This is a genomic window from Enterococcus sp. E4-223 (assembly GCF_035727065.1).
Classification (GTDB): Bacteria; Bacillota; Bacilli; order Lactobacillales; family Enterococcaceae; genus Enterococcus_B; species Enterococcus_B faecium.
Genome location: NZ_JAPMLH010000006.1, coordinates 125666 through 143010, shown reverse-complemented (window position 1 = coordinate 143010; position 17345 = coordinate 125666). Strand labels below are relative to the sequence as shown.

Here is a 17345-nt window from a genome sequence, read left to right as displayed (position 1 = left end):
AAAAATAAAAAAAGAACACAAATCACATGTGAGAAGTGTGTTCTTTTTCATTCAGCTGCTTTAATTACAAGTTTACGCCATTTGAGGCAATTACTTCTTTATACCAATCAAAAGATTTTTTCTTTGATCGATTCAGTGTCCCATTTCCTTCATCGTCTAGATCCACATAGATAAAGCCGTAACGTTTACTCATTTCTCCTGTTGATGCACTGACAAGATCGATACATCCCCAAGGCGTATAGCCCATCAAATCTACATCGTCTGCTACTGCATTAGCCATCGCTTCGATATGACGACGTAAATAATCGATCCGATAATCATCAATAATCGTGCCATCCTCTTCCATATGATCAATGGCTCCAAGACCGTTTTCAACAATGAATAATGGTTTCTGGTAACGATTGTATAATTCATTCAATGCGATTCTCAGCCCTTCTGGATCGATCTGCCAGCCCCATTCACTTGCCTCAAGAAACGGATTTTTTACTCCTCCCAGCAAGTTCTCTTCTGAAGTTGCTGCTTGTGGATCAGTCTCATTGATTGCCGTAGACATATAATAACTAAATCCGATGTAGTCCACTGGATATTCTTTTAGCAACTGGAAGTCTTCTTCCGTTTGCTCTAATTTTTCCGGATCGACTCCATATTTTTTATGGGTACGCGCTGTGTATGCAGGGTATTCTCCACGTACTTGGACATCCGTGCAGAAAAAATTGAATTCTTGGTTTTGGATCATTGTTGCTGCCTGATTGACTGGATTGGCATCGATGCTGTAAGTTGTTGCATAGATAATCATGCAGCCGATTTGGATATCCGAACGCAATTCGTGGCCGATTTTTACGGCTTTGCTACTTGCAACGAATTGATTATGCCATGCTTGGAAAATATTTTGGTACTCTCCTGCTCCATTGCTTTTTACTAATCCTTGACTTAAAGCTGGAAAGTGAAAGGCCGAATTGATTTCATTGAAAGTCATCCAATATTTGACTTTACTGCTGTATCTCTCTAATACTGTCTGAGCAAATCGTTCATAGAAGTCGATCAGTTTCCGATTTTTCCAGCCACCGTATTCTTTTGCTAAATGAAGAGGCATTTCGTAATGAGAAATCGTGATCACAGGTTCGATATCATATTTTAAGCACTCATCAATCAGCTGATCATAAAATTCTAATCCCGCTTCGTTAGGAGTACCTTCGTCTCCATTTGGAAAAATTCGTGTCCAGGCAATCGAAAAACGATAACATTTGAATCCCATTTCCGCAAACAAGGCAAGATCTTCTTTGAAACGATCGTAATGATCGATTCCTCGATGATTCGGGTAAATATATTTTTCTTGATCAATCGTCCAGTCAAATTCTTCACTGCCGATAATCGCAAAGCGCTGCTTACCTCCAGGCATAGCATCTGCAACGGATAGCCCCTTTCCGTCTCGATCATAAGCCCCTTCTAATTGATTGGCAGCAGTTGCTCCACCCCATAAAAATTTTTCTGAAAAACGTGATTGCATCCTGATTTCCTCCTTATTTTACAATTGCTAGAACATCTTCGTTTGCAATAATCTCTTTTTGGTCTAATTCAAGTATATCGGCAAATGCATCAGTATTCGTAATGACAACTGGAGTGATTACGCTATAGCCAGCTGCTCTAATTGCTTCGATGTCAAAACGAATCAATAAATCTCCTGCTTTGACGAGATCCCCTTGTTTGACTAAGATCTCAAAGCCATTCCCATTTAATTCTACTGTATCCATCCCGATATGAATCAAAATCTCCGCTCCGTCAGTCGTTGTGATCCCTACAGCATGTCCAGTTGGGAAAATAGTCGTGATCTCTCCGTCTGCAGGTGCAACTAGTTCTCCTACTTCTGGATCAATAGCGATACCTTTTCCCATCACGCCAGAAGAAAAAACTTGGTCTGGTACTTCACTCAATGGCAGTACTTTACCCGTTAAAGGACTTTTTAAGGTATGCCGTGCTGAAGTAATCGGTTCTCCTGCATTCGCATGTTTGTTTTCTAATTGATTGTCTTGTGTTTGTTCGTCAAATCCTAAAATCAATGTACCTACGAATGCAAGAACAAAAGCAATTCCTGTGGCTATTACTGCTACTGTCACATTTGACTCTACACCATCCACCGTACTAATGAAAGTCGGAATCGTCAATAAGCTGACCAAACTGCTGGAGAAAGCTTTTACTCCAGAAAATCCGATAATAGCTCCACCAATACCTCCAGAAATACAAGCGGCAATGAATGGTTTCTTCAAAGGTAATGTCACACCATACACAGTTGGTTCAGTGATTCCAAATAACGAAGTCACTGTAGAAGAAATCCCTAATGCTCGAAGTTTCGTATCTTTTGTTCGCAATGCTACAGCTAAAGCAGCCCCACCTTGTGCCAAGATGGCTGGAAGAAGCATTGGCATCAATACATCAAACCCATATTGTTCGATATTCAAGAACATGATTGGTACGAATCCCCAATGCATGCCGAACATCACGAATACTTGCCATAAACTTCCCATGATCAGACCTGCTACGATTGGACTAAATCCATAAATCGAGTTGAAGAGACCGCCTAAAGCATTACCGGCAACCGTCCCGATTGGTCCTAAAGCAAGAAATGTCAACGGAACCATCACTACTAAAACGACAAGCGGAACTAAAATCATTTGCAGAAATTGCGGAATCACTTTTTTTACGAATGGCTCTAATTTACTTTGAACCCATACGGCTAGAATGATTGGTATGACAGAAGAAGTATAACCAGATGGTGAAAGAATCACTGGGATCCCAAAGAAACTGATAGCTTCTCCCGCACCAGCAACTGCTGTGATAGCTGGATACACAAGTGCCATAGCAATTGCTACTGCTAAAAACTGGTTGGCCTTGAACTTTTTAGCTGCTGTAAAAGCAAGCATGACAGGTAAGAAGGTAAAGACACCATCTGTTGCAGCAAACAATATTTGATAAGTACCGCTATCAGCTGTCATCCAGCCCATCACCGTTGCCAATGACAAGAATCCTTTCAATACCCCGGCGGCTGCCATCGCCCCTAGAAAAGGTGTAAATATACTAGAAATGATATCAATTAGACGATTCAAAATATTTTTGGACTCTTCTTTTCCATCCTCCGAAACTGCAAGACCTTCCTCATCCACGATCGATTGATAAACATCTGCTACATTACTGCCAATCACTACTTGATACTGACCGCCACTTTGGACGACTTGGATCACGTCCGGGTCTTCTTTTAACTTTTGCGTATCTGCTAAAGATTCATCTTTTAATCTGAATCGCAACCGCGTAGCACAATGTACTAAACTTTTGACATTCTTTTGTCCTCCTACCGCTTCCCATACACGACGACCAACTGCTTGATTATCCATTGTTTTTTCCTTCTTTCTTTTTTATTTAAAAAATAAAAACCCAGATTGAAAAAAACAGTCACAAACATTTGTGAACCTATTTTTTCAATCCAGGTTTTGCCTGCCATACAGTAACAATCCTTATGATTGGATGCTTTTTTTCTCACTTACTACTCTTTGAATATGAATCGTTAAATAAATCTGCTCTGCTATTCCCATTTCCTGTTTTTGCGTTTGTCGAAGGTACTCATTGATCCGTTCGACACAATGAAACACTTTTGGATATTTTCCTTGAACTAATGCGTAGAGAAACTCATCTTGTTCGTCAGATCCTTCCCCTTTGAGATAACGCTGGGCAAAAAACTGCAGATGAGTAATGATACGCTGATAATTCAAAGATTCTTCATCGAACACGATACCGAAGAATTTACTGATGATACTCAGTATATCTCTTACCATTGTGGTAGCGGTCATCGTCACTTGCATGTCTTCGTTTCCTTGTTGGCTATTCACAAAATGAAAGGCAATAAAACCGGCTTCATCCTCAGAAAGTTCCACACCCGTCTTTTGTTTCACGAACAAAAGAGCCTCTTTCGCTGCTTGATATTCTTTCGGATAAAATTTTTTTGTTTCAAATAATAATGGATTAGGCAGTTGGATATTTTCTTTTGCTCGTGTGATCGCATAATGAAGATGATCGGTCAACGTCAGATAAATATTAGGCGAAAATTCAACTTTTAGTTTATCTTCAGCTTGTTCTACTACTTGCTTGACCCATTCGATCTCCTCTGCCGGAATATCAGCCATCAGCTGCTGGAATTGGTTTTTAGCAAAAGAATCTCTTAAAACAAATTCTTTTTGGACCGCTTCTGGCGAAATCTCGTCCCCAATCTTTTTTTGAAAAGCTAGTCCTCTTCCCATACAAACGACTTCTTCCCCGAATCCATTTTTCGAAATGACGACGTTGTTATTCAAAATTTTATCAATTTTCATTTTGCTTCGCCCTCTCAAGAAAAATAAAAAAACCTAGAATTCGCCTACTGTTTCTTAGCTGAATTCTGGTTTTGCCTGCCGTACAGTAACAATCCATTTCTTATTCAAAATCATCATACCATCGAATTTTCACTTATGCAAGCCTTTTCATATAAAAAAATAAAAAAAACTGGAACACAAGTCTATCTAGAAAACAACCAAATCAGAGATGCACCTCTTTGCGTTCCTCTTTTTTTCAGCAAATCGGTTTTTCCTTATCGATTCATATCCTTTGGCTGTTTTTGATCTGTAACGACTTATGTCCCAGTATCCTAAAATGTTTTTGTCTCTAGATTGAAAGCAGTTCTCATATCATCTGTCGCATCTTTTATCGGTGTAACACTTTCCAGTTCTCCTTGTACAACTAGTCGCGTGACGGCATCCATGTCGCCACAAGTAATTAGTGTGACAATTTCTTTTCCCTCGACTTCATTCAGTAATTGGGTATCTGTAGGAGCAACTTTTTCTTTAAAAAATGTTTTGTATGTATACACATTTTCTAAATCTGTCAAATAGATCTTGGCACCCATCTCTAAATTTTCCAGCGGTGTAAACAGCAATTCAGGGTTCGTTGCACGATGGCTTGCTAAGGCATAATTTCCTTTTCCCATTTCTTGATCTGGAGATAATGTTCCTGCTCCGTAAAGTAGTGACGTATTATCCAAGCCTTTGAAAATCGGTAAATTGATTGAAACTGAAGGGACTGCGATACTAGCAATCACTGGTAGATCTGTTCCTCTCATCTGCGACCTCATGACCCCTTCTGTCGTCATTGGTTCTACCGCATCAAAGTCAAAACTGACATCTTTATCGTTATTCTTTTTCAGATCTTCTTTTGTTACATTCGCTATAGCATATTTATCTCCTGTCTCTCTGACAAGATAATCCTTGATCTGTTCATTGAAAATCAAAGCTAGTCCTACTAATAACAAGAGGAACAAGAGGATATTGACTAGCCATCTTTTTGCTTTTCCTTTTTTTTTCATTTTCTCTCCCTCCAGACTCATTTTACTGTTTTTCTTTTGCTCTTTCCAACAGCCGAATGACACATTTCTACAACTCTGTGTATTTTTTTCGTACACCTGCGCTTTTTTCTACAGGATATTTCAAATTATTTTTGATCAATTTTTCTTCAATGATCTCATCTAGATCCAGCTGAAGGTTATCTGCCATCATGTATGAATAGATCAATACATCCGCCAGTTCTTCTTTGATTCGTTCTAATTGTGTTTCTTTTACTTCTTCCGGCGTTTTCCATTGAAAAAGTTCTAACAATTCAGATGCTTCCAAAGAAATAGAGATAGCCAAATCTTTTTCGTTATGAAATTGTCGCCAATTACGTTCATCTCTAAACTGGTTGACTTTTTCCATGCTATTCATTTGCTTGCCTTCTTCCAATCATTTCTTACTTGATTAATCATACCATTTTTTTACATAAAAAATAGATGATGCTTTTAAAAAAACTCCTGTTTTCTTTTATTTAAAATAAATGTCATAGAAATCAGTAATTTAGGTAGCCACCATGTGTATGCAGTAATGTGACTTCTTCCCCTGAGGCTTTTTGTTTTTCGATACGTTCTTCTCCCCAAACAGACATCGCTACTAGAATCTCTCTTAATGATTTTCCTTCTTCGGTGAGCGAGTACTCTACTTTAGGCGGGACTTGGTTATAGACTTTTCGATGGACAATGCCATCTTGTTCTAACTCTCTTAACTGCTGGGTCAGCATTTTTTGTGTGATCGTAGGGATTTTCTTGCTTCTCCACGCCTAAAATAAGCGATATTGCTCTTCCCTTTATCTGGTGTAAGCAAAGCAGTTAGCATTTTGACGATCGTGGGTTCCGCTTTTCACTTCTTATCTACTTAGTATCACGAAGTATACTTTCGTACTAATACTAAGTAGCGGAAGTGTCAACTACGTTGTTTAACTACATAGCAAAAGAAACAGAAGGGTGACAACGGTCATCACGCTTCTGTTTCTTTTGAATATGCTGTGTTGTTGTCTCTATCTCCGTGTAGACTTTCCTCAAGCTTATCCTTTGACAATAAGTCAGTAGGCTGATTTGCTCTTTCTAGATGCCAGATACATTTCTACGAAGAAACAGTGATTCTGCTTTGAAAAATCGATTTTTAGTTCTGCATTTTCGTAAACATCCAGCATTTTTTTCGCACTGTATAGACCTAACCCGCCATTTTTTTTAGAGGTTTTTCCTCTTTTGACCATCTCCGATAGCGTCAAATTCGTTGGATTTGCCTTGTTCGCTATACTAAAACGTAATCCCTCTTTTTCTTCCAGCAGATTGATCGTAATCGGACTCTGATCGGCTACACGATGATCGAATGCGTTAGAAATAAAAATAGATAAACAGCGAATAAAAACAACCAGATCAATCGGGATTGTTTTCACTTCGACAGGAATAACTACTTGGATCGGGATTTTCTCCGATTCTGCTTTTTCTAGAAATTTTAAAAAGACACCCCTGACAGCTGGGGATACAATATTTGTTAGCTGTTGTATTTGCGGTTTTTCAAAAATAGCTGCAGAATGATCTTCTAAGATTTCTAAAAATTCCAACGTTTCTTTTTTATTTTCCTGAAGAGTAATTTTTAATGAAAACAGTAGACTTTTATAATCATGTTTGAATTCCTCTAGATGATGGTAATATTCTTCATTTATTTGATACAGTTGAAGCGATTCCTGATGTTGTCTTTCTTTTACTTGGAAACTGATCAACATAATGGAAAAAAACAAAGAAAAAAAACTGATGACTATCGACAAAAGAGATAGAAGCAGATAATTAGATGAGCGGAAGTGAACACTTCCCAATACCAAGTAAATCACGCCCCAGCTTAATAAAATACAAATACCTCCAAAATAGTGTTCAGTTGGATAAGTAAAAAGCAAGTTGAGAAATCTCGTCTGTTTGTCTATACTTTTTACTAATAGATAGAAAATAAATGCGATAAGTAGTGCAAAAAAACTTGCTGTTCCAAGATGTCTCTTTCCTAAATAATCCATCAGATCAAAAACCAGAAAAAAGCTGAGTCCAGTGATAGCAAAAAAAAGATTACTGATCAAACAGCTGATAAACAGGTTTTTCGTAGTAAAATAAAAAAGAAACATCAATAATAAGCCAACTAGGTAAGGAAAGCTCACTTTAGGGATAGGAAGTAAAAGTGTCACCACCATCAAAGCTATACAACCAAAGCTGTTTTTTACTAGCAGTTGTTTCGAAAAGAATAAATAGATACCTAAATCTAAAATCAAAGTAAAGGTCAAATAAAGTGTCACTGTTGCGACCATCTTATTCCTCCATTGTTTTGTTTCAAAATGTACACATATTTTTTTAATAGGAGCCTGCATATGAAAAAGTATTTTATCATAGAAGATAACCAGTTTCACAGCGAATGGATCATCAAAGAATTGGTCAATCATCATATCGAGAATATCGTGCAGCTCACTTCTATCTCTCAAATCAATCAGTTGATCCAGTTGGGCACTATTGATAATCACGATGTTTTCTTTATCGATATTGACTTGAAGCAATCACTCACAGGTATTGATGTCGCCGAACAAATACGTAAAAAAAATGCACATAGTAATATTGTTTTTTTCACCGCTTATACGAATTTTGCAGTAGAGATCATCAATCGGAAAATCCTTCCGATTGGATATATCAGAAAAGACAGGAATTTATCTGAACAAATTCGTCAAGTGCTAGAACAGATCAATTGGAAAGAACAGCAGATCGTAAATGTTGATAAAATCTTTATTGATCAAAAAGGTGGAAGTCTCGTCCTGTATCCTCGGGAAATTTTATATATTGAAAGTATCAAAGGTTTGAAAAACCAAGTTATGGTCAAAACAACTACAGAAGATAAATTAGTGAATACTTCTTTAAAACAATTGAAGACAGAGTTGGAAAAGTATGCTTACTTTTTACTATTAAAATCTTACTGTATCAACTTATCGCAATTGCAGAAAATTGATTCTGCTCATTATGTGTTAGAATTTTTCAATGGTGACTCCTTACTCGTTGGTCGAAAGATCTTTGAAAAGACAAAGGAACGTTTCCATGACTTCCAAAAAACTGCTTCGAGTTGATGAATAAGAGCTGAGACGTAAGCATAGCAGATTTCAGGGAGTAGGCCTTGAATCGGCTCCACTCCCTGAAGTCATTGATTTGATTTTACGCTTTCCCTTCTGTAGGAGCATCTGTTAACGACCATGTGAATGTTGAAACGTAGTTGTCTACGGCATAATTGGATACAGGAACAAATAATTCCACTGATTGTCTCCCTTGTTCCACATTCTCTCCTAATGAATAAATCCATGTGCCAATCCCTTCATTTGCTCCTGCAGTTACTAGATCTACTGCCTGATCTGCTGGGATCTCAATTCCTTCAGCGCCAGTACCAGAAATAGTAGATGGCGTTCCACTGCTATTAGTTGCGCTATTTCGAATCACGGCGTTTTTGAATTTCACCTTTGAACCAGTTAGTTTATTCGTATCAGATGTTTTACCAATAAATTCTGTTCGTTTGACTGATAGTTTCCAACCGGCATAATTTCCGCTTTTATCCGTTACTTGTACGAAATTCTGTACTTGTGTTGCTGTCCCTGTACTGTCCGTTCCGTTTTGTAATGCAGCATATACTGTTTTTGCTGTACCTAACTTGATTGTTCCAAAATCAAGATCTGGAGCTTGGTCAATCGTCAGTAATCCGGATGTTCCCTGATTTGGTTCGTCAGGTGTAAACGGCGTATCGGGATCATTTGGATCAACAGGAGGAACTGGAACAACGTCTTCAGGATTTGCGGCATCTGGTTTTGTTACAGAAATCGTTCCTTCTGTAGTGGCTGAGCTCTTATTCTCAGCAAAAACACTTTGTGTACATAATAATAGACTTCCAGCTAGAACGGTACTTAATGCAATTGTTTTTTTCATTTCTTTTTCCTTCTTTCTTTTAAAATAAATAATCCAGCAAATAAGCCAATAAGAATGACTCCAACAAGTATCAGCCATCGCCAGTCAAATGTTTCTGGCTGATTTTTTAAATCAATATCCTTTTCATTCAATTGGTCCGCTGCATCATCAGTTATTTCAAAATCAGTATGAAGATTCCAGCGTTTTTCTTTCCAAGCACCCTTCACAACCGCTTGATAATGTCCCGGAGCTAATTTTTTTCCTTCTAATGGGACAAGTAAATCAAAATTTGTATTGGGTGCTACATCTATTTTTTCTTTTTTTATTGAAAGGTAAGGCTCTTTTGTTTCTTTTTTGTAGATTTCAACCGATGTAGTCAAGCCGAACATATAAGAAGCATTTGGATTTTGAAGATTCGCCTTAATCACATTTCTTCCATCGCTTTGATCCGCATAAGCTTTTTTTAATTTCAAATCTGGGGAAGACTCTTTTTCGCTATTTCGAATCAAGATTGCTTTCACTTGAGAAAATTGATTGACGACACCAACTGTACTTTTGTTAGAAACGTTCTCTTTTTTTTCTTGAAACGTGATCCCTCCTGCGACCACACCAGCCAGCTCTTTTTCTGGCGCTTTCAGTGAAAGTGTCTCAGTGACCGCACTTTGAGGAGGAACAGTTATTTCTCCCACTGTTTTTGCTAAGTTTTTCATATCATAACTTAATGTTTCATCAAATTTACTTTTTGATTCTCCATATTCGATCACACCGTTTGAATTCGTCGTAGCGGAGTGGATCAATGTCTCAACTGTTACTGATTTATCTGTTCGGTTAAAGACCGTGTAGGGGATTTCCTGTGTTTTCCCAGGCTCCATCCTTACATTTATATATGTTTTGTTCTTATCAATCTGATTAGCCGGTAATTCAAAATCTACCGCAAAATTGAATTCGGAGGCATGGACAGGTGTCTGCCAAAGGATGAATCCAAGGAGAAGGATCAGAAGTAAAGAGCAGTTGTTTCGATGACTTTTATTCCATATTCGATTCATCAATCATCCTCCTTGATCTTTATTCTGCCGGCGCATCTGCTAATGTCCATGTCATCTCTGCTGAGTAATTACCAGCTATCTGATTTTCTTTGGTTAAGACAAGTTTAAACGCCCGACCGTTATTTAAATATTCTGAATAATCTGTTTGCACATTCGTTGAATTTTGTCCTCTGACAATTTCCAGTTCTTCTTCATTCACTAATTGATACTCCTCGCCTTTCTTGAAATATAGGACATCCTGCATAGAAAATCCTGCATCGTTTGTGAAAGGCTGAGATAATTTTATCGTTAAGATCCATGGACTTTTTGTTTCTCGCTGATCATAAATCCATAATTTTTCCTGCCCATCCATTTGGCCAAATGCTTCTTGTATCAAACCAGTTGCTTTGATCTGACCAAAATCGAGTTTGGAAGGGGCAAGAAATGAGAGACCACCTTCTACTACGATCTTTGTAGCAGGTGCAAAAGGCGGGGCATCATGATAAACAACTGGCGTATCACTTGGATTGTGATTCCCAATTTCATCGTTGGTACTTGGCTTGTTCTGCACACCCTTAGCAGCAGCTTCTCCTGCTTGGTCGTTTAATACAATTTCTAATACATCTCCTGCAAAAAGTTGATTTTCTGGGATAGAAAGAACAAATTTCCCTGTATCATCAATAGTTGTTTCGGACAAAACAGCTTGATTTTTTTTCAATGAAACCAAGGCTCCTGCTTCACCTGTACCTGTGATCGTGCGAGAAGCTGCATTGATCAATGTGGTACTTAAATTAGCAGGTTCAGGAGGAATCACATCGACTGTCGTTTTGGCAGAGTCCAGTTCTGTCACTTCTTGGCCGCCTCTTACTTTTTTAGCAGCAACTACTTGCACTTGATCCCCCGTTGTTAGTCTTTCTTCGTTGGGTACTTGAACTTCAAACAAACCGCCTTGTTCGCCTTCTCCCCACGGATTATATCCTGCCCCTTCATTTTCATCTGTTTGTCCTTGTGTGAGAGCAGTAATTTCTACAGGTGATTTCGTCGTATCTGCATAAGTAATACGTAAAGTCACTTCTACTTCGCCTGTCCAAGCATCTCTTGGCTTTGCCTCGACACCTTCGGGAACAACGACATGCCCATAGATTTTTTTATCTGCATTCGTTGGTACTCTTAAGGATTCAATCATCGGAAGCTGGTTATTGGCACTGATTCGATTATAATTTTTCATTCCGGCACCTGTCTGAGCAAATTCATTTGTTAAACCTGCACTAGGGCTTGACACAAAATTACCTAAGTCGGTTCCATTGATCGATAAGTCTGTCATATCAGAAAAATAACCCGGATCTTTTTCAAAGTTATCGAACGTTGCTCCTGCCTTTCGCCATAAAGCAATTTCTGAATGAGCGATCTTCAAAGAAGAATCGCCATTTCCTTGAAATACCCAACCACCTATGCCATTAGTCTCGCTTCCGATCCGTTTGTTTTGGAAATCGAAATAGGTAGGAGATTCTAAGTCTACATTCAACACATCCCCACTGATGATGCCAGTCTTATCTTCCCCAGTTTTCCCGACCATGACTAAATAAGTTTTTTCGCCAGCCATAAAGTTCAAATCAATATCTCCAGTTGTATCTACGGTAGCTCCGGAATCTGCGCGTATATCGATATTTGATTTTTCTCCAGTAACCGTAAAATCAGCTGACCCTGGACTTTCTAGAAAACCAGAAGCGTCATAAAATTGGATCGCTTGGTTTCCTTGATTGAGTCTGTTCACATAAGATTTGCCATCCCCTGCATTTCTTACCTTCAATGAGCCTCCATTAGTTACTGTTAGTTTTTGCGTACCGTTCTCAAAACGAACTGCGCTAGAACGACCACTTTGCTTATCAATATCGATGACTGATCCGGCTCCTTCTACGATCAAAGAAAGTCCTTTCCCTACAAAACGCATCCCATTGTTTCCAGGCTGGTCGCCATCTCCAGCCATTTTGACCGAGATTTGTCCACCACTTGATACATGGATTTGACTAGAATCTCCTTGCAGGCGAAATCCGCCAGTAGTCGCTGTATTGATTGTGATTTTCCCATCATTCGACACAGCGACTCTTGATCCTGAGCCTCTCATTTGGATAATTCCGCGATTGTTGTCGTTGGTAATATTAATCTTTGTATTTACCGAAAATTCACTTCCTGAGCTACTGACTTCAAATGTGACATTCCCGGGTAGCGTATCGACAGCCTCTCCTTCATCGCTGACGCCATCTGCCCGATCATAGTCAAGAGAGACCTTTGAACCACTCAAGATATGGAGTCCTGGTGCTGTTTTTCCACTGCCCGTCTCATCACCTGAATCTAGAAAACCATAGAATTTTCCTAGATATGGTCCATAAAGCTGACTACCATTGATTACATTTAGCTGATAGCTTCTACAAAAATAAGCTTTACCCGGAGCGGCATTCATCCCTTCTTTCACTGGTTGGACATCCAATACACCGGAAACACCATCTAATGTGACAGTTGCCCGAGGGGCGTAAATCAGGCCTAATTTAGAACCATCATATAAGTCAAGTTTCCCGGTAAATTTTATTTCTCCCGTAAAATGATATCTGTTTCCCCAAAAATCGGACATATAAGCAATGATAATGGCATTTCCATCGATATTTGGTATCAACCCACCTGGATGAGCTGCCGTTCCTTTAAAATTCTGAAACTCGATCGACTGAGGTGTCTCATTGATATAGATGTGATGTGTGCCGAAATTATGAGCAAGTCCGCCAAAATCGATAACGATATCTCGCTTGATCTCTAATTCCCTGTCTAAAGTCAAAGGCTGAGTTAAACGAATCTTAGCTACTGATTCGTCTGCGAGAAGCTGCGTCAGTTCTTCTGTTGTGGCAGCTTCGCTGTACCCATCCGCTGAAACAACTCTAACCTGTACCTCTTCACTGCTATCAGACGTTTGTTCAGCTACTTCTGAGGTCTCACTTGTCTTATTTTCTTCTTGCCTTGTATTAGAAGTAGGCGCCTCACTTTGGGATTCTGTAGTTTCAGAAGTAATTGATTCTTCTGAAAAAGTAGTCTTGTCAAAACTTTGATTCTCTGATTGCGTTGATTCGCTTGTTTTCTCTACATCGGCAAAAACGGATGTCACCATCAAGAGAGGGAAGACAAACAAAATCGACGCAATCAGCTTTTTTACATATTGATTCATTCTCCACCATCCTCTCTGACGTTTTGACAATTTTATTTTAACGTTTTAATTTATTTGTAATTGTACTTTCATATTTAAAATATGTATTTTTATGGCAAATTTTTCTGTTAGGTGAAAATTTCTTTTTTGTACAAAAAAAGGCTGTGACAAAAGTCTTGTCACAGTCCCTTATTCCGAACAACCGATGTCCTCCTGACAACTCTTCGGTCACAACCTCCATTTTAACAATAAACCTGTAAATGTGAGGGTAACACTTTGATTGTCACAGGTAATTTATCCCCTTCATCTCCATCAACATTCGTCGTCAATTCTTCCTCATCAGCTAATGACACAACTAATTGCTCACAAGTAAGATAGGCTAGATTTTTCGTAGATTCATCTACTCCTTTTAATAGGTCTGGCAATGTTTTAAGCGTATCGATCAAAGAAGAATCTTTTAAATAAACCAAATGGAGCTTACCATCATCCACTTTTGCATTTGGAAGTAATGTTTCAAAACCGCCGACTGAGTTAGTTAGTCCTATCAGCAAGGTACTGCTCTCAATTTCTTCCTTCTTTCCATCAACTTCTACGTGAAACGAGTAGGATTGTGTGGAAGCTAACTGTTTGATTCCTGACATGAAATAAGCTAGTTTTCCAAATTTCGTCTTCTTCTCCGCATCTACATCATTGATTGCTTCAGGGATAGAGCCAATTGCGACGACATTCATAAAATAGTCGTCATTTATTTTTCCAATATCCAATGGCTTGACTGATTCAATCGAAAAATGATTGATCGCTTCCTCAGGTTCTAGCGGTATCCCTAATGCTCGAGCCAAGTCATTCACCGTACCCAATGGGAAAAATCCGAAATTTGGCCGATGTTCTTGTTCAGCGATTCCACTGATTCCTTCGTTGACTGTTCCATCTCCGCCCATGACAAACACACTATGATACCCTTCCGTAGCCGCTTCGCGAGTAAAGTTTTTTGCATCCCCTGCTTTTTTTGTATGCAAGACGACCACTTCATCAAACACCGATTCCAATTTTGCTATCGCTAATTGCTCAAATTCCTTTGCTTGTTCACCGCCTGAACTGGGGTTTACCACTAATAAAACTTTTTTCATCACTTTCTTTCCCTTCTGATTGATTTCTTTAATATAACGATAGCATAAAGAAAAAAATTAGGCTGTGATGAAGTACTGTTCATGAAACATTCATTTATTTTTTGACAAGATAAAACACCCATACTATGAAACTGAGGAAAATTAAAACAATGATATAGGAAATAAAAGAAAATGATAGGCATTGTATACCTAATAAAGTAAAAATCTTAGGTGGCAGATAAAAACACAAAAATAGCAAGAGAATGTAATAGCGTTTCTTCCACTTTTTGTTATCAGACCTTATAGCGATCAGAGGAATACCAAATGCATAACTGAAAAACTCTTGATGTACTGTTAATATGTCATGACCTTGAATAATAAATGCGACAATCCCCGCTATAATTAGTGTGCCTAACACCAAAACGGAAAATTGATGAATATATTTTATATACAAATGATCCATTGTACTTCCTGCCTTTTTATTTGTGAGAAAAACAAATCCGTATACGTGAATAACTTCTAGAAATAAAAGAAATTTGCAAAACCACTCCATTTATCTACTTCTACGTGCATTTTTTGATATTGTTTTCTTTATTTAAGATTATACAGAAAAATATCTAGGGTCGCTGGATTCTAAGTAAAAAAAATTTTTAAAATAAAAAGAACTAAATCAAGTAGTAATTAAACTACTGTTGATTTAGTTCTAATAAAAAGATTTAGATGAACAGTTTTATTGATTTAAATAGTTCATATTTTTTATTTATACCGCTTATTTACTACTTGCTGTACTAGAATCTGAAGTGAATGTACTCAAAACATTTTCAAAGTCTTTGTCTTTGATTTTTACATTAGCGTCTTTCAATACTTCGCCAATTACTTTATTCTGGAAGGTACTGTCACTTAATTTTGTGTCTGTTGCAATTTCTTTCAATTCTTTTTTGTATTTATCCATGTCGTTGCCTTTGTTTTGGTTTTTCACCATTTTAACCACATAATATTCCGTAGTATAAGTTGAAGCATTGGTAGAAGTGATCACATCAGAAACTTGACCATCTTTCAACTTAAAGGCTGCTTCTTTGACTTCTGCCGGAACCGTTGTAGTAGTGGAATCAAATTTCACTTTTCCGCCATCTTCTTTTGTCGTAGTATCAGTTGACTTGTCTTTGGCTAATTTAGAGAAATCGTCTCCCTTATCAGCAGCTTTCTTCACATCTTTTGCATCATCTTCACTTGCTACTTGGATAATTTGAGCTTCCACTTCTGGATGGAAAGATTCCCAAGCCGTTTTTAAATCTTCATCGGTCAATTTGATATGTTTCTTTAGACCTTCTTGAAAGGCTAGACTTTGTTTGATACTGTCTTTGAATGTTTGTTCTGTGTAACCTGCAGATTTCAATTGTGAATCAAATGAATCACCCAATTGTTTCTTTGTTTGATCATATTGGGAATCGATTTCTTTGGTTGATACGTCATCTCCATATTTATCTTCAAATATTTGGTAAACGATCAACTGTTGCACAGCGGAATCTGCTCCTTGCATTTTTTTCAAGCTATCCATTACTTCTTGTTCGCTGATTGTACCGCCTTTATAACTAACGGCTGTTTTTTCACCGGCATTCGTACAGCCTGACAATAAGCCAGTGCCTAGTACGATGGCAAGTGCTAAAAATCTTTTTTTCATTTATCAATTCTCCTACTTTTCGTTTTTTGCGAATTGCTAAAAACAAAGGTGTTCAAGATGAAAATCATCAAGAACACCTTTACTAATCTGCTCGATACGTCCTGAATAGATATAAGGCTACACAATCCAGAAAGTTCGCTCAGCAGAATAAATGTCAAGTAGCACATCACACCTTAATATACTACTTCTTTTGTTACCGTTTTTCAAGTCTATCTTGCGTTCCGTATTTAACGTAACTAATTCTTAGAACAAATGTTATCGATTTTGTTTTTCTTCTTCCGCTGCTGGGATATTCAAATCAGACACTTTTATGTTCGATTTTCCAGACATTTTTTTGTTGTTTTTATTGAAAAAAATTTGATTTTTCATTTGTTTTCTAAAGCATGATCTTCTTGTTTCCTATTTTGGTCAGATATGGATCATGCGTGACCACGATAACTAACGTACCTTGGGAAGCTTGTTGCGATAAAATTTCAACTACTTTATCCTTATTTCGTTTATCCAATGACCCAGTTGGTTCATCGGCTAAAATGATTTTGCTATTCTTCAATAAGACTCTCGCACAGGCGATTCTTTGCTTCTCACCACCAGATAATGTGTAGATAGGCGTACTTAGTTTCTTGTTTATATTTACTTTTTTCAATGCCTCATACTTTGCTGTTCGCTTATCTGAAACATTTAAATTCGAAAACTTCAATCCAATATCTAAATTAAAATCGATTGTTTCATATTCAATCAACCCAAAATCTTGAAAAAGAAAAGATATGGTATTTCTTTTTATCAAGCGCTTCTCTCTTCCAGTTAATTGTTTCGTCTCTTGATCGAACAAATAGAATTGTCCTGAACTGAACTGATCATTCAATCCTAATATATTCAATAACGTACTTTTACCTGCTCCACTTTCTCCAACAACAGTCACAAGATCCCCAGCATCCGCAGTGAAACGATCCAAATGAAGAATCGTTTTGTTTCGAATGATTTTTTTCGCACCTTTTATCACTATCAACGGCTCCAATTG

14 protein-coding genes and 1 pseudogene are annotated in these 17345 nt (G+C 37.9%); 1 reads left to right on the top strand and 14 read right to left on the bottom strand.

What is annotated here, in order from left to right; genetic code table 11:
- Window positions 1-64: 64 nt before the first annotated feature.
- From OS139_RS09700 to OS139_RS09670, 7 genes and pseudogenes are all read right to left on the bottom strand, one after another.
- The gene (locus OS139_RS09700) at window positions 65-1507 is read right to left on the bottom strand and encodes a glycoside hydrolase family 1 protein (RefSeq protein ID WP_002331634.1); all 1443 of its coding nucleotides are present in this window, start codon (window positions 1505-1507) and stop codon (window positions 65-67) included.
- 13 nt (window positions 1508-1520) lie between these two features.
- On the bottom strand, window positions 1521-3386 hold the full coding sequence (locus tag OS139_RS09695; protein WP_002306060.1) for a beta-glucoside-specific PTS transporter subunit IIABC: 1866 nt from the start codon (window positions 3384-3386) through the stop codon (window positions 1521-1523).
- Window positions 3387-3506: 120 nt separating this feature from the next.
- Entirely contained in the window at window positions 3507-4358 is an 852-nt protein-coding gene (licT, locus tag OS139_RS09690; protein WP_002331635.1) for a BglG family transcription antiterminator LicT, read from the bottom strand.
- Window positions 4359-4669: 311 nt separating this feature from the next.
- Window positions 4670-5383, bottom strand: a complete 714-nt coding sequence (locus tag OS139_RS09685) for a class A sortase (protein WP_002317959.1) — start codon at window positions 5381-5383, stop codon at window positions 4670-4672.
- A 67-nt stretch (window positions 5384-5450) separates the two neighbouring features.
- Window positions 5451-5777, bottom strand: a complete 327-nt coding sequence (locus OS139_RS09680; protein WP_002291148.1) for a nucleotide pyrophosphohydrolase — start codon at window positions 5775-5777, stop codon at window positions 5451-5453.
- Between the two features lie 121 nt (window positions 5778-5898).
- Window positions 5899-6153 (bottom strand): annotated as a pseudogene (locus OS139_RS09675) (winged helix-turn-helix transcriptional regulator); the annotation flags it as partial.
- A 294-nt stretch (window positions 6154-6447) separates the two neighbouring features.
- Window positions 6448-7701 carry a GHKL domain-containing protein gene (locus OS139_RS09670; RefSeq protein ID WP_002306056.1) on the bottom strand — a complete coding sequence of 418 codons (1254 nt, stop codon included), beginning with the start codon at window positions 7699-7701 and terminating at the stop codon, window positions 6448-6450.
- A gap of 60 nt (window positions 7702-7761) precedes the next feature.
- Between OS139_RS09670 and OS139_RS09665 the strand changes: the two genes are divergently transcribed.
- The gene (locus OS139_RS09665) at window positions 7762-8502 is read left to right on the top strand and encodes a LytR/AlgR family response regulator transcription factor (protein WP_002306055.1); all 741 of its coding nucleotides are present in this window, start codon (window positions 7762-7764) and stop codon (window positions 8500-8502) included.
- An 85-nt stretch (window positions 8503-8587) separates the two neighbouring features.
- On the opposite strand, the gene OS139_RS09660 is transcribed toward OS139_RS09665, so the two are convergent.
- The 7 genes from OS139_RS09660 to OS139_RS09630 form a co-directional block, all read right to left on the bottom strand.
- Window positions 8588-9346: a WxL domain-containing protein gene (locus tag OS139_RS09660; protein WP_325066888.1), complete on the bottom strand. Its 759-nt coding sequence runs from the start codon at window positions 9344-9346 to the stop codon at window positions 8588-8590.
- Window positions 9343-10371 (bottom strand): DUF916 and DUF3324 domain-containing protein, encoded by a 1029-nt coding sequence (locus tag OS139_RS09655; protein WP_002306053.1) that lies wholly within the window; start codon window positions 10369-10371, stop codon window positions 9343-9345. The genes OS139_RS09660 and OS139_RS09655 overlap by 4 nt, the downstream gene beginning before the upstream one ends.
- Window positions 10372-10390: 19 nt before the next feature.
- Window positions 10391-13561, bottom strand: a complete 3171-nt coding sequence (locus OS139_RS09650) for an Ig-like domain-containing protein (RefSeq protein WP_325066887.1) — start codon at window positions 13559-13561, stop codon at window positions 10391-10393.
- A gap of 221 nt (window positions 13562-13782) precedes the next feature.
- The gene (locus OS139_RS09645; protein ID WP_002291161.1) at window positions 13783-14667 is read right to left on the bottom strand and encodes a diacylglycerol/lipid kinase family protein; all 885 of its coding nucleotides are present in this window, start codon (window positions 14665-14667) and stop codon (window positions 13783-13785) included.
- Between the two features lie 94 nt (window positions 14668-14761).
- Window positions 14762-15199, bottom strand: a complete 438-nt coding sequence (locus tag OS139_RS09640) for a hypothetical protein (protein ID WP_002331638.1) — start codon at window positions 15197-15199, stop codon at window positions 14762-14764.
- Window positions 15200-15415: 216 nt separating this feature from the next.
- Entirely contained in the window at window positions 15416-16327 is a 912-nt protein-coding gene (locus OS139_RS09635; protein WP_325066886.1) for a peptidylprolyl isomerase, read from the bottom strand.
- A 376-nt stretch (window positions 16328-16703) separates the two neighbouring features.
- On the bottom strand, window positions 16704-17342 hold the full coding sequence (locus tag OS139_RS09630) for an ABC transporter ATP-binding protein (RefSeq protein WP_002291166.1): 639 nt from the start codon (window positions 17340-17342) through the stop codon (window positions 16704-16706).
- Between the last annotated feature and the right edge of the window lie 3 nt (window positions 17343-17345).

Coding starts and splice junctions, on each gene's coding strand:
- OS139_RS09700 (WP_002331634.1), bottom strand. CDS start 1,507: ATGCAATCACGTTTTTCAGAAAAATTTTTATGGGGTGGAGCAACTGCT.
- OS139_RS09695 (WP_002306060.1), bottom strand. CDS start 3,386: ATGGATAATCAAGCAGTTGGTCGTCGTGTATGGGAAGCGGTAGGAGGA.
- licT (WP_002331635.1), bottom strand. CDS start 4,358: ATGAAAATTGATAAAATTTTGAATAACAACGTCGTCATTTCGAAAAAT.
- OS139_RS09685 (WP_002317959.1), bottom strand. CDS start 5,383: ATGAAAAAAAAAGGAAAAGCAAAAAGATGGCTAGTCAATATCCTCTTG.
- OS139_RS09680 (WP_002291148.1), bottom strand. CDS start 5,777: ATGAATAGCATGGAAAAAGTCAACCAGTTTAGAGATGAACGTAATTGG.
- OS139_RS09670 (WP_002306056.1), bottom strand. CDS start 7,701: ATGGTCGCAACAGTGACACTTTATTTGACCTTTACTTTGATTTTAGAT.
- OS139_RS09665 (WP_002306055.1), top strand. CDS start 7,762: ATGAAAAAGTATTTTATCATAGAAGATAACCAGTTTCACAGCGAATGG.
- OS139_RS09660 (WP_325066888.1), bottom strand. CDS start 9,346: ATGAAAAAAACAATTGCATTAAGTACCGTTCTAGCTGGAAGTCTATTA.
- OS139_RS09655 (WP_002306053.1), bottom strand. CDS start 10,371: ATGAATCGAATATGGAATAAAAGTCATCGAAACAACTGCTCTTTACTT.
- OS139_RS09650 (WP_325066887.1), bottom strand. CDS start 13,561: ATGAATCAATATGTAAAAAAGCTGATTGCGTCGATTTTGTTTGTCTTC.
- OS139_RS09645 (WP_002291161.1), bottom strand. CDS start 14,667: ATGAAAAAAGTTTTATTAGTGGTAAACCCCAGTTCAGGCGGTGAACAA.
- OS139_RS09640 (WP_002331638.1), bottom strand. CDS start 15,199: ATGGAGTGGTTTTGCAAATTTCTTTTATTTCTAGAAGTTATTCACGTA.
- OS139_RS09635 (WP_325066886.1), bottom strand. CDS start 16,327: ATGAAAAAAAGATTTTTAGCACTTGCCATCGTACTAGGCACTGGCTTA.